Source organism: Umezawaea sp. NPDC059074 (assembly GCF_042738955.1).
GTDB lineage: Bacteria > Actinomycetota > Actinomycetes > Mycobacteriales > Pseudonocardiaceae > Umezawaea.
The window spans coordinates 32855-45289 of record NZ_JBHYHC010000050.1 but is presented as its reverse complement, the minus strand read 5'-3'; the positions used below and the strand labels follow the sequence as shown (position 1 = coordinate 45289).

10 protein-coding genes are annotated in these 12435 nt (G+C 71.5%); 5 read left to right on the top strand and 5 right to left on the bottom strand.

Going from position 1 to position 12435, the window contains the following annotated elements; translation table 11 throughout:
- The first annotated feature begins 60 nt into the window (after positions 1-60).
- From ACFWW9_RS23120 to ACFWW9_RS23105, 4 genes are all read left to right on the top strand, one after another.
- Positions 61-744, top strand: a complete 684-nt coding sequence (locus ACFWW9_RS23120; protein WP_390381439.1) for a hypothetical protein — start codon at positions 61-63, stop codon at positions 742-744.
- A gap of 190 nt (positions 745-934) precedes the next feature.
- Positions 935-1999 carry a substrate-binding domain-containing protein gene (locus tag ACFWW9_RS23115; protein ID WP_390381436.1) on the top strand — a complete coding sequence of 355 codons (1065 nt, stop codon included), beginning with the start codon at positions 935-937 and terminating at the stop codon, positions 1997-1999.
- A gap of 406 nt (positions 2000-2405) precedes the next feature.
- On the top strand, positions 2406-3413 hold the full coding sequence (locus ACFWW9_RS23110) for a hydroxyacid dehydrogenase (protein WP_390381433.1): 1008 nt from the start codon (positions 2406-2408) through the stop codon (positions 3411-3413).
- Positions 3410-5200 (top strand): DUF2264 domain-containing protein, encoded by a 1791-nt coding sequence (locus ACFWW9_RS23105; RefSeq protein WP_390381430.1) that lies wholly within the window; start codon positions 3410-3412, stop codon positions 5198-5200. Before ACFWW9_RS23110 ends, ACFWW9_RS23105 begins: the two co-directional genes overlap by 4 nt.
- On the opposite strand, the gene ACFWW9_RS23100 is transcribed toward ACFWW9_RS23105, so the two are convergent.
- The 5 genes from ACFWW9_RS23100 to ACFWW9_RS23080 all read right to left on the bottom strand — a co-directional run bounded on the left by ACFWW9_RS23100 (position 5181) and on the right by ACFWW9_RS23080 (position 10656).
- Positions 5181-6182 (bottom strand): LacI family DNA-binding transcriptional regulator, encoded by a 1002-nt coding sequence (locus ACFWW9_RS23100; RefSeq protein ID WP_390381427.1) that lies wholly within the window; start codon positions 6180-6182, stop codon positions 5181-5183. The genes ACFWW9_RS23105 and ACFWW9_RS23100 overlap by 20 nt on opposite strands.
- A 2-nt stretch (positions 6183-6184) precedes the next feature.
- Positions 6185-7537: a GH1 family beta-glucosidase gene (locus ACFWW9_RS23095; protein WP_390381424.1), complete on the bottom strand. Its 1353-nt coding sequence runs from the start codon at positions 7535-7537 to the stop codon at positions 6185-6187.
- The gene (locus ACFWW9_RS23090; RefSeq protein ID WP_390381421.1) at positions 7534-8355 is read right to left on the bottom strand and encodes a carbohydrate ABC transporter permease; all 822 of its coding nucleotides are present in this window, start codon (positions 8353-8355) and stop codon (positions 7534-7536) included. Before ACFWW9_RS23090 ends, ACFWW9_RS23095 begins: the two co-directional genes overlap by 4 nt.
- 2 nt (positions 8356-8357) lie before the next feature.
- The gene (locus tag ACFWW9_RS23085) at positions 8358-9308 is read right to left on the bottom strand and encodes a carbohydrate ABC transporter permease (protein ID WP_390381418.1); all 951 of its coding nucleotides are present in this window, start codon (positions 9306-9308) and stop codon (positions 8358-8360) included.
- Positions 9309-9375: 67 nt separating this feature from the next.
- Positions 9376-10656, bottom strand: a complete 1281-nt coding sequence (locus ACFWW9_RS23080; RefSeq protein ID WP_390381415.1) for an extracellular solute-binding protein — start codon at positions 10654-10656, stop codon at positions 9376-9378.
- 291 nt (positions 10657-10947) lie between these two features.
- Here ACFWW9_RS23080 and ACFWW9_RS23075 point away from each other — a divergent pair.
- The coding region (locus tag ACFWW9_RS23075) for a glycoside hydrolase family 9 protein (RefSeq protein WP_390381412.1) at positions 10948-12435 on the top strand (1488 nt) is incomplete at its 3' end.

The window sequence follows — 12435 nt, the reverse complement described above, 5'->3', positions numbered from 1 at the left end:
GCCGTCGACCGCCGGACGATCCGAACGGCCCCGGCGCGCCGCGGGGGACAGGAGGCTTCCGTGCTCAAGACCTTCGTCGCGTGGCTGGGGAAGCACCTGCCGGGGACCCGTGCGCGCGACCAACTCCTGGTCGCCCACTACTGCAACGTGATCCACCGCCTGCGCGGGGCGCCGCTGCGCATCAAGATGTGGGACGACGTGACGGTGATCGACGCGCGCGGCGGCGCGGTCGAGACGGTGAACGTGGTCGCCAGGGTCGAGGACGCGGAGACGCACTTCTACCGCTTCCGCATCGGCCCCGGCTGGGACCAGCCGGAGCGGCAGCGGTCCAAGGCCGTGTGCGTCGTCCGGGGTGACTCCGGCCCGGACTACCACACGACGACGTCGTGGCTCGCGGACGGCCGGATGGAGGTGCACGCCCACCTCCCGGCGCCCGCGGCGGTCGGGGTGGACCTGCGGATCATGCTGGTGATCACCTGGCCGGGGATGTGCGAGCCGCTGGTGGGCCGCCGCGTGGCCGACGACTACGTCCTGCACTTCGGGCAGGAGGTCGACATGGTGCGCTACGTCCTGGTGCTGCCTCGGGGTGAGACGGCGTCGTTCGAGCGGATCGGGTTCGAGGACGACGACGACCGGTACCGCGTGCGGTCGGCGGAGAACCCCTCCGGGCTCGTGGAGGTGTCGCTCATCGCGCGGGCCGTTCCCGCCCGCCACCGCTTCGGCCTCCGCCTCGCGCTGGACTGAGAGCCCGCACCCCTCAACGGCGTGCGGGCGGGCCGGTGAGTCAGTCGTCGTCGGTCTTGTCACCACCGGTCAAGGGTGTTCACCTGCGCTTTCCGGACGGGTCTCCGCGCCGAATCCGATCATGAACCCGGCGGTTCCGCCCGAGATCGTTATGCTGGCCCAAACGGTCAAACGAACAAAGGGTCGGCCGATGCGTGAACCGAGTGGTGCCCGGCGTCAGCGGATCCTGGGCGTGGTGGGGTCGCGCGGGGCCGTCCGGGTGAGCGAGTTGGCCGCCGAGTTGGAGGTCTCGGTCGTCACGGTGCGGCGGGACGTCGAGGAGATGGCGCGGGCCGGGGTCGTGCGGCGGGGGCACGGCGTGGTGCGGCCGGTGGGGGTGGCCGAGCGGCACGTGGCCGAACCGGTCGCCGGTGGGGCCGTGGCGCTCGTGGTGCCGGAGCGGCACACGTACCTGTACGAGGCGGTGCACGGGGCTCGGGTGGTGTTGGAGGAGGCCGGGCTGCGGGTGGCGTTGCACATCGCGCCGCAGGTCGTCGGGGCCGAGCGGCCGATCGTGGAGCGGGCGTTGGCCGAGGGGGCGCGGGGAGTGCTGCTCGCGCCGCGCTGGCGATCGGCCGACGCCGAGGCGGCGGACCACGGGTGGCTGGCGCGGATCGGGGTGCCGGTGGTGCTGGTGGAACGGCGGCCCGCGGCGGGGAGCGCGGCGCACGCGGTGGACTCGGTGTGCTCCGACCACTGGTACGGCGCGCACCTGGCCGTGGACCACCTGGTGGGGTTGGGCCACCGGCGGATCCTGTTGGCGGCGCGCGACGACAGCCCCACGGCCCGCGCCCTGCGGAGGGCGTTCGCGGAGATCGTGGCGGCACGGCCGGAGGTCGACGACTGGGGCGTGGTGCTCAGCGCCCCGGACGCCGGGCCCGGACCGGGGGCCGAGGCGGTGGCGGGGTTCGCCGACCAGGTGCGGGAGCGCGGGATCACCGGCGTGGTGCTGCACGGGGATGTCGAGGCGTTGATGCTGGTCCAGGAGTTGGCCGCGCACGGGGTCCGGGTGCCGGAGGACTGCTCGGTCGTGGCGTACGACGACGTGGTGGCGGGCATGGGCGGCACGCCGTTGACGGCGGTCGCCCCGCCGAAGGCCGAGGTGGGGAAGGTGGCGGCCGAGGTGTTGTTGCGGCGCTTGGCGGGGGAGCGAGATGTGCGGCGGGTGGAGCTGTTGCCGACCTTGACGGTGCGGGGCTCAACGATGAGCGTGTGACCGTGTTGACGGTGCGGGGTTCGATGGTGAGCGTGTGACCGCATCGACGGTGCAGGGTTCGACGATGAGCGTGTGACCGCATCGACGGTGCGCGGCTCGATGAAGAGGGTGTGACCGTGTTGACGGTGCGCGGCTCGACGAAGAGCGTCTGACCGTGTTGACGAGGCGCGGCTCGACCATGTGCGAGTGACCGGTGCTGTGGTGCTGTGGTGGGCGGCCTCTGCCTCGTGCTGGCTGGCGGGACCTTGCCGCAAGCCGCCGCGGTGCTGGTCGTCACCGGAAAGGGGCATGATCGTTAATTGTGATCGTTTGACCGTTTGAGTTTCCTTTGATCGGAGTATTGACCTGTTGTGCTCAAGCGATCAGGATTTCGGTGTCCCAACGCTGAGCCCCAGGAGGCCAACCGATGCCCGGTCGACCCCGCGCGGCCCTCGCCATGTGGACGGACTCGGCGGACGCCGTGTTCGACCCGGACACCCTCGCCGCGCTCGGTGAAGTCGCGGACCTCGAACCGCGAGTGCTCACCGACTTCACCACCGACCACGCCCGTGCCGTGCTGGCCGACGTCGAGGTCCTCGTCACGGGGTGGGGCTGTCCGGCGTTGACCTCGGCTGTGCTGGCGGACGCGCCCCGGCTGCGCGCGGTCGTGCACACCGGTGGTTCGGTGCGCGGCCACGTGACGCCCGAGTGCTGGGACCGCGGCGTCGTGGTGTCGTCCGCCGCCGCGGCCAACGCGCTCCCGGTCGCGGAGTACGCGGTCGCGATGATCCTGCTGACCGGCAAGCGCGTGCTGGAGCGGTCCCGCGAGCACCGCGTCACCCGCCGCGAGGACGACTGGCTGCACACCCCCAAGGCCATCGGCAACTTCGGCCGCACGATCGGCCTGCTGTCCGCGTCCACGATCGGCCGCCGGGTCGTGGACCTGTTGCGCCCCTTCGACTTCCACGTCCTCCTGCACGACCCGTACGTCACCGCCGAAGAGGCGAAAGGGCTCGGCGTCGAACTGGTCGACCTGCCCGCCCTGTTCGCCCGCAGCGACCTCGTGAGCGTCCACACGCCCCTGCTGCCGGACACCCGCGGCCTCGTCGGCCGCGAGCTGATCGACGCCATGCCGCCGGACGCCGTGCTGCTCAACACCGCCCGCGGCGCGGTGGTCGACCAGGCCGCCCTCACCGACGCGCTGCTGGAGAACCGCATCCGGGCCGTCCTCGACGTCACCGACCCCGAGGTCCTCCCACCCGACCACCCGTTGTGGGACAGCGACAACGTGCTCATCTCCCCGCACGTCGCGGGCTCGCAGGGCAACGAGTGGCGACGCCTCGCGCACGCCGCCGTCGCCGAGGTCGAGCGCTGGGCCGCGGGCGAGGGCTTCGCCCACCCGGTCCGCCGCGAGCTGTTCGGGCAGCTCGCGTGATCGCCCTGCCGCCCGAGGACCGGGCGCTGAGCCCGCACACGGGGTACACCCGCGCGCACTGGGAAGCCGTCGCCGACAGACTGCTGAACGCCGCGTGGCGCTGGGCGAGCCCGCACGGCGCGAGGCTCGACCTGCCGGGACGGCCGTCGGCCAACGGGGCGGTGTCGGACGGTCTGGAGGGGTACGCCCGCACGTTCCTGGCCGCGGCGTTCCGGGTCGCGGGCGGCGGCGACCCGCGCGACTGGCTGGGCCGCTACGCGGAAGGCCTCGTGGCGGGCACCAAGGAAGGGCCCGAGGAGTGGCCGCCCATCCTGGACTACCACGACCGCGGCCAGCCGATGGTGGAGTCGGCGTCGATCGCGCTCGGCCTGCGCCTCACCCGGCCCTGGCTGTGGGACCGGCTCGACGGCGGCGAGCAGGACCGCGTGGAGGAGTGGCTGCGCGGCGCGCTGCGGCACGTCCCCGCGCCGAACAACTGGTACCTGTTCCCGTTCACCGTGGCGGGTTTCCTGGAGTCCGTCGGCCGCGGCGACGCCGAGACGGCCCGCGCCCGGACGCGGGCCCTGGACCTGCTGGAGGTCTGGTACCGAGGCCAGGGCTGGTACAGCGACGGCGACGGCCGCGCCTTCGACCACTACAACGGCTGGGCCCTGCACCTGTACCCGGTGCTGGACAACCACCTCTCCCGAACGAGCACCCAGCACGACGACCGCCTGCGCGAGCACCTGGAGACCTTCTCCCGGCTGTTCGGCGACGACGGGGCCCCGCTGCACTTCGGCCGGTCGCTGACGTACCGCTTCGCCGCGGCCTCCGCCGTCGCGCTGGGCGCGGTCACCGGCCACACCCCGCTCGCGCCCGGCGTGTCCCGCCGCCTGCTCAGCGGGTCGCTGCGCTACTTCCTGGACCGCGGCGCGGTCGACGCGAACGGCCTGCTCACCCTCGGCTGGCACGGCCCGCACGAGCCGACGCTCCAGTTCTACTCCGGCCCCGCCTCGCCGTACTGGGCCTCCAAGGCGTTCGTCGGCCTGCTCGCGCCCGCCGACCATCCACTGTGGACCGATATCGAGGGGGACACCCCCGGCGACGCGGTGTTCTCCCTGCCGAAGACCGGTTTCCTGGTCCAGTCGGCGCACGGCGTCGTCCGCCTGCACAACCACGGCAGCGACCACGTCCGCTCGCACGAGGGCGAGTCGGCGGCCGACGACGACCCCCACTACGGCAGGCAGGCTTACTCCACGAGCACCGGACCGAGCTTCACGGTGGCGGACAACCACTTCGCCGTCGTGGTGGACGGTGTCCGCAGCGTCCGCCGCCGCGTCCACCCCCTCGGCGCGGGCCACGGCGACGGCTGGGGCTGGGCCGCGTCGAGCCACCTCCCGGCGTTCACGCCCGGCCCACCGCTGGTGCCGGGCCTGCGGGTGGAGAGCGTCACCGTGGCCGTCGGCCCGCACGAACTCCGCGCGCACCGCGTGATCGGGGCCCCACCCGACGCCGTCGTCGAGCAAACGGGCTGGGCCGCGCCCGATTCCACCCTGCACCCGCTGCACGGCTGGGCCGGCCAGGACGAGATCCCGACCGCCACCGCGTTCACCGACCACGCCCGCGTCCGCAGGCTGACCGGCCCGGCCCACGGCACGGCGCTCCACGCCGCGTTCGCCTCGCTCACGCCGACCACCTACCGCCCCACCGCCCGCGTCACCGGCACGACGATCGAGGTCGACTGGCCGGACGGGTCGCGGACGACCGTGGACTTCGAGCCGCTGACCGTCAGGCGGAGTCGCGGATGACCAGCTCCGTCGGCAGGATCAGCGGCGTCGGCCGCTCGCCGTTGATCAGCCGCACCAGCATCCGGGTCATCTCCCGCCCCAGCGCCTCTATCGGCTGGTGCACCGTCGTGAGGCGCGGCTGGGTGTGCTGGGCCGTCACGACGTCGTTGAACCCCACCACCGCGATGTCCTCCGGCACGGACTTCCCGCGCTCGCGCAGCACGGTCAACGCCCCGGCGGCCATCGCGTCGGACGCCACGAACACGGCGTCCAGGTCCGGGTGCTCGTCCAGCAACCGGGTCATCCCCGCCACGCCGCTGGCCTCGCCGAAGTCGCCGTTCGCCACCCGCTCGTCGCTCAGCCCGGCCAACGCCAGCGCCTCGCGGTAGCCGAGGTACCGGTTCACGCCCACGTGCAGGTCGAGCTGGCCGGTGATGGTGGCGATCCGCTGACGGCCGATGCCGATCAGGTGCTCCACGGCCTGCCGCGCGCCGCCCCGGTTGTCCGCGTCCACGTACCACTGCGGCGTCCGGTCGAGCGAGCGCCCGCCGTGCACCACGGGCACGCCGCTGTCGTCCGCGAGCTTGGACAGCGGGTCGTTCTCCCGCAGCGCCAGCAGCATCACGCCGTCCGCGCTGCGCGACTGGAGGAGCCGGGCGAGCCGGTCGCGCCCGCGTTCGGAGGCTGCCAGCACCAGCATGAGCTGGAGGTCCGTCTCCTCGATGACCGCGTTGACGCCGGTGATGACCTCGGCGAAGAACAGGTTCGCGAACAGCGCCGGGTCGTCGCTGGAGATCGCCAGCACGACCGCGCCCCGCCGCTGGCTGGCCAGCGACCGCCCGGCCACGTTCGGCACGTACCCGAGTTCCTCGACGGCGCGTTCCACCGCCTGCCGGGCCTTGTTGCTCACGTGCTGGGCGTTGTTGATGACGCGCGAGGCGGTCCCCGTGGACACGCCCGCGCGCTGCGCCACTTCGTCGAGCGTCGGCGGCCGGTTGGTCATGGTCAGGACCGCTCCCACGTGTGGTCGTCTACCCGCTGGAGACTACCAAGCTCCCCGCCCCGCGCGATGACGTCGGCGTACCAGCGGGCGCTGTCCTTGAGAGTGCGGCGCTGCGTCGCGTAGTCCACGTGCACGAGCCCGAACCGCTGGGCGTAGCCGTAGGACCACTCGAAGTTGTCCAGCAGCGACCAGGCGAAGTAGCCCCGCAGCGGCACGCCGAGGTCGATCGCCTCGGCGCACGCGCGCAGGTGGTCGGCGAGGTAGGCGATCCTGGCCGTGTCGTGCGGCGAGTCGTCGAACGCGGCCCCGTTCTCGGTGATGTGCAGCGGCACCGCCGGGTACTCGTCCCGCAGGCGCAGCAGCAGGTCGCGCAGCCCGCCCGCGTCGATCTCCCAGCCGATCGACGTCCGGGCCCGCCCGCCGTCGACCATCTCGACGTGCGGGGAGCCGACGTAGGCCGACGGGGTGGGGACGGCGCTGCGAGCGACCAGCATGGGGGAGTAGTAGTTGACGCCGAGGAAGTCCAGCGGCGCGGAGATCGTGGCCAGGTCGTCGGGCCGGACGTGGTCGAACGAGGTGGTCCCGCGCAGGTCGTCGACCACGTCCGCGGGGTAGGAGCCGCGCAGCAGCGGGTCGAGGAAGATCCGGTTCTGCATCCCGTCGATCCGCCGGGCCGCGTCCGCGTCCGCGGGCCCACGCGGTGACACGGTGGTCAGGTTGAGCGTGACGCCGACCCGTGCGCCCGCCATCGCCCGCACGGCGAGGCCGTGGCCCAGCAGCAGGTGGTGGGCGGCGCGCACGGCCGCGGCGGGCTCGCGGCGGCCGGGGGCGTGCCGCCCGGTGGCGTAGCCGAGGAACGCCGAGCACCACGGCTCGTTGAGCGTGGTCCAGTGGGTGACCCGGTCGGCCAGCGCCTCGTGCACCACGGCCGCGTAGTCGGCGAACCGCAGCGCGGTGTCCCGTTCTGGCCAGCCGCCCGCGTCCTCCAGCGGCTGCGGCAGGTCCCAGTGGTAGAGCGTCGGCCACGGCTCGATCCCCTTGTCCAGCAGCGCGTCCACGAGCCGCCGGTAGAAGTCGAGGCCGCGCTGGTCCACCGCGCCGGAGCCGAGCGGCTGCACCCGCGGCCAGGCGACGGAGAACCGGTACGCGCCGAGGCCGAGGTCGGCCATCAGCGCCACGTCCTCGCGGTAGCGGTGGTAGTGGTCGGCGGCGACCTCGCCCGTGTCGCCGTTGTCCACCTTGCCCGGCGTGGCGGCGAACGTGTCCCAGATGGACGGTCCGCGCCCGTCCTCCGCCACCGCGCCCTCGATCTGGTAGCTCGACGTGGCCGCCCCCCAGACGAATCCCGGCCTCACGCCTTGACCGCCCCTTCCATGATCCCGCCGATGATCTGCCTGCCGAAGGCGAGGAACACGAGCAGCAGCGGCACCGTGGCGACCAGCGCACCGGCGAACATCAGCGTGTAGTCCGTGTAGTAGGTCGTGGAGAGCTGGCTCAGCGAGAACTGCACCGTCGGGTTGTCCGCCTCCAGCACGGCCAGCGGCCACAGGAACTCGTTCCAGGTACCCATGAACGTGAACAGGCCGAGCACCGCCGCGCCGGGCCGCAGCGCGGGCAGCACGATGGTCCAGAAGATCCGGAACGTCGAGCAGCCGTCGACCTTCGCGGCCTCGATCAGCTCGTCCGGCACGGCCCGCTCCGCGTACTGGCGCATCAGGAACACGCCGAACGCCGACACCAGCGCGGGCACGATGACCGCCTGCATCCGGTTCTGCCAGCCCAGTTCCACCATGATCATGTACAGCGGGATGATCCCCATCTGCACGGGGATCATCATCGTGGCCAGGATGACCAGCAGCAGGCCGTTGCGGCCCCGGAACTTGAGCTTGGCGAACGCGAAACCGGCCAGTGAGCTGAAGAACACCACCGCCACGGTCACGGTGACCGACGCGAACGCCGAGTTCGCCATGCCCAGCAGGAAGTGCGCGTCCTCGGCGGCGAACAGGCGCGACACGTTGTCGCCGAGGTTGCCGCCGGGCAGCAGCGGCGGCGGCCAGTCGCCGACGATGTCGTTGGACCGCGTGGCCACGACGAACAGCCAGTACAGCGGGAACGCCGACAGCCCGATCGCCACGAGCAGCGTGAGGTACACCAGCGGTTGGGACTTGCGCACGCTCACCGCCCCTTTCGCGTGACGAGGAAGTTGACGACCCCGAGCAGCGTGATCAGCAGGAAGATCATCCACGCCACGGCGGAGCCGTACCCGTAGTCGAAGTCGCGGAACGCCTTCTCGAACATGTACATCGACAGCGTCTGGAACTGCCGCAGGCTGCCGCCGGAGATGGCGAAGCTGCCCTGGCCGAAGATCAGCGGCTCGGTGAACAGCTGCATGCCCGCGATCGTGGACACGATCACCGTGAAGAGGACCGCGGGCCGGATCATCGGCACGGTGATGCTGCGGAACTGCCGGATCTTGGAGGCCCCGTCGACCGTCGCGGCCTCGTACAGCTCGCGCGGGATCGACTGCATCGCGGCCAGGTAGATCAGCGCGTTGTACCCGGTCCACCGCCAGTTGACCATGGTCGCGATGGCGGTCCACGACGACCACTTGTCGGCGCGCCAGTCGATCGGGGCCACGTCGAACAGCCCGAGGAGCCCGTTCACCATGCCCGCGTCGCGGTCGAAGATCTGGCTGAACACGATGCCCACGGCCGCCACCGACGTGACGATCGGCAGCAGCACGCCCATCCGCAGGAACGTCAGGCCGCGCAGCTTCTGGTTGAGCAGGCTCGCCAGGACCAGCGCCAGCGCCAGTTGCGGCACGGTGGCGAGCACGAGCATCCCGAGGGTGTTGCCGACCGCGTTCCAGAAGTCCGGGTCGCCGAACAGGGTCGTGTAGTTGTCCAGCCCGACGAACGCGCCCGCGCCGCTGATGTCCCAGTCGTGCAGGGACACCCATCCGGTGTAGGCCAACGGGAACAGGCCGAAGATCGCGAAGATCACGAAGAACGGCGCGACGAAGAGGTACGGCGACCACTTCGCGTCGACGTGGGAGAGGAAGCTCCGCCGCGGGAGCGGGGCGGGTGGAACTCTGGTTTCGGCCGGTCGCGGCCGCAGGTCGGTCACCAAGGTCTGTCCTTCTGTGCAACGGGGACGAGGGGGCGCGACGGCGGGGCGCCATCGCGCCCCGGCGTCACTTCACCAGGCGCTTGGCGTCGTCGACGGCCTTGGCCCACGCGTCGTCCGGCGTGAGCTTGCCCTGCTCGACGGCGGTCAGCGCCTGCCCGACGCGGTCGCCGATCGGGTTGTTGTCCGGGCCCAGGTACACCGGCTTGAGCGCCTTCACGCTGTCGCCGAAGATCTTCCCGACGGGCGCGCCGTTGAAGTACGGGTTGGTGAACTCCCGCACCGCGGGGTCGTCGATCGCCTGGGGCGAGGACGGGAAGTTGTTCTTCGACTTGAACGCCGCCGTCTGCCCCTTGGGGCTGGTCAGGAACGTCGCCAGCTCGGCGGCCTCCTTCTGGTGGGTGCTCTGCGTCGGCACCGCGAGGAACGAGCCGCCGCGCACGGCGCCGTTGCCGGGAACCCTGGCGACGTCCCACTTCCCCTTGTTCTCCGGCCCGGCCTGCTTCTCGATCGTGCCGAGCATCCAGGAGGGGCAGGGGATCGTGGCGAACGCGCCGTTCTTGAACCCGGCGTTCCACTGCGGGCTCCACTGCTCGATCGAGGCGGACAGCCCCGCGTTCACCAGGGCGATGGTCTGGTCCCACGCCTTGCGCACGCCGGGGTTGGTGTCGATGACGAGCTTGTTCGCCGTGTCGTAGTACGTGTGGTCGCCCTGCTGCATCAGGATGTTCTGGTACAGGCTGCCCGACGAGTCGAAGAACTTGGCGTCCGTGCCCGCCTGCGCGAACCGCTTGCCGGTGGCGAGGTAGTCGTCCCACGTCGGCCACAGCGCGCCGACCTGCTCGCGGTCGGTGGGCAGTCCGGCCGCGGCGAACAGGTCGGTGCGGTAGCACATGCCCTGCGCGCCGACGTCCGTGCCGAGCCCGATGACCTTCGAGCCGTCGGCCGTCGAGGCCTGCTTCCACTTCCACTCCAGGAAGTTCGGCCGCACGGCGTCCGCGCCGTGCTCCAGCAGGTTCACGAACTGGTCCGGCTTGGCCATGAACTGGGAGAGGATCCCCTCCTCCAGCGCGACCACGTCGCCCGCGCCCTTCCCGGCGGCCATCCACTGCTGGAGCTTGGGCGTGTAGTCGCCCAGCTTCCCGATGTTCTCCTCCTTGATCTTGATGCCGGGGTGGGACGCCTCGTACTCCTTGTACAGCTCCTCGTAGCCGAACTGGCTGAAGGTCTTGACGATCAGCGTCGTCTGCCCGGACGCGGAGTCCCCGCCGCCACCGCACGCGGCGGTGGCCGCGAGCGCTCCGGCGACAACCGCCGCGAGCAACGTCCGTCTGGGTCGAACAGCCATGCGAAACCTCCGGTGGGACCAGTGGATCTGGAAGCGCTATCGGGATCTTGGAAGGCTTCCAAACCGGGTATTAGCACCTGTGAGCTGCGGTGACGCCGTGGCTGTGCCGGTGCGGACGCTGAAGTTGGAAGCAAAATTGGAAGCGCTTACAGGACTGTAACCGGCAAGTTGCGCATCTGTGAAGGGGGAAAACCGCTCCACTCGAGACCGTTGACACGGAGGCCTCGAAGGGTGACCATTCCGCTCGACGCCGTGGAGTGCCGGGAGTCGCACATCCCGAGAGGGCCCGGTATGTCCGCCACTTCCAGGCTGTTCACAGCCGCTCTGCCCCTCGTGCTCCTGGTCGGTCTCGCGACCCCGGCGCACGCCGAGACCTACGAACGAGTGCTCAACGGTTCCTTCACCGCCGGGAAGACCCAGTGGTGGAGCAGCGGCAACACACCGTCCAGAGTGGAGTCGGGGAGACTCTGCGCCGACATCCCCGCGGGCACGGTCAACCCGTGGGAGTCGATGATCGGCCAGAACGACATCCCCTTGGAGGCCGGTCAGCCGTACACGCTGCGGTTCACCGCCTCCGCCACGAAGCCGGTGACCGTCCGCGCCTCCGTGGGGCTGGCCGACCCGCCGAGCACCAGCACGCTGAACAAGCCCGTGCCGCTGACCGCCGAGCCCAGGGCGTTCGAGTTCACCGGCACGTCCACCAGGGCCACCACCCGCGGCCAGGTCGCGATCCAGGCCGGTGGCGCCAAGGAGGCGTACACCCTCTGCCTGGACGACGTGTCGCTGACCGGCGGCGCGGTCCGGCCCGGCGACGGCTGGACCTACGGCTCGCCGGTGCGGGTCAACCAGCTCGGCTACGCCGCCTCGGGCGACAAGCGGGCGTCCGTCGTCAACGCCGCCACCACGCCGGTCACGTGGCAGCTGCGCGACGCGGCGGGCGCGGTCGTGGCCACGGGGACCACTACCGTCAAGGGCAACGACGCCATGTCCGGCGACCACGTGCACATCGCGGACTTCTCGAAGGTCAAGACCGTCGGGACCGGGTACGTGCTGGCGGTCGGCGCGGACGTCAGCGAGCCGTTCGACATCGCCAAGAGCCCCTACGACGCGCTGCGCCGGGACTCGCTGGCGTACTTCTACCACAACCGCAGCGGCACCCCGATCGACGCGAAGTACGTCGGCGACGCCTACGCCAGGCCCGCCGGGCACGTCGGCGTCGCGCCCAACAAGGGCGACACGTCGGTGCCGTGCCTGCCCGGCACGTGCGACTACTCGCTCGACGTGAGCGGCGGCTGGTACGACGCGGGCGACCACGGCAAGTACGTCGTCAACGGCGCGCTGGCGGCGTGGCAGCTCATGGACACCTACGAGCGCTCCCTGCGCACGCTGGACTTCGAAGGCCTGCGCGACGGGCTGCTCGCGATCCCCGAGCAGGCCAACCACGTCCCGGACGTGCTGGACGAGGCCCGCTGGGAGGTCGAGTTCCTGCTGAAGATGCAGGTCCCGGCCGACAAGCCGTTGGCGGGCATGGCGCACCACAAGATCCACGACCTGGCGTGGACCGCCCACCCGATGCTGCCGTCCAACGACCCGCAGCCCCGCTACCTGCACGCCCCGTCGACCGCCGCCACGCTGAACCTGGCCGCCGCGGGCGCCCAGTGCGCGCGGATCTGGGCGCTCTGGGACCGGGCGTTCTCGCGGAAGTGCCTGGCGGCGGCGGAAACCGCGTGGCAGGCCGCGAACGCGCACCCGGACCTCTACGCGCCGGACGAGGACAGC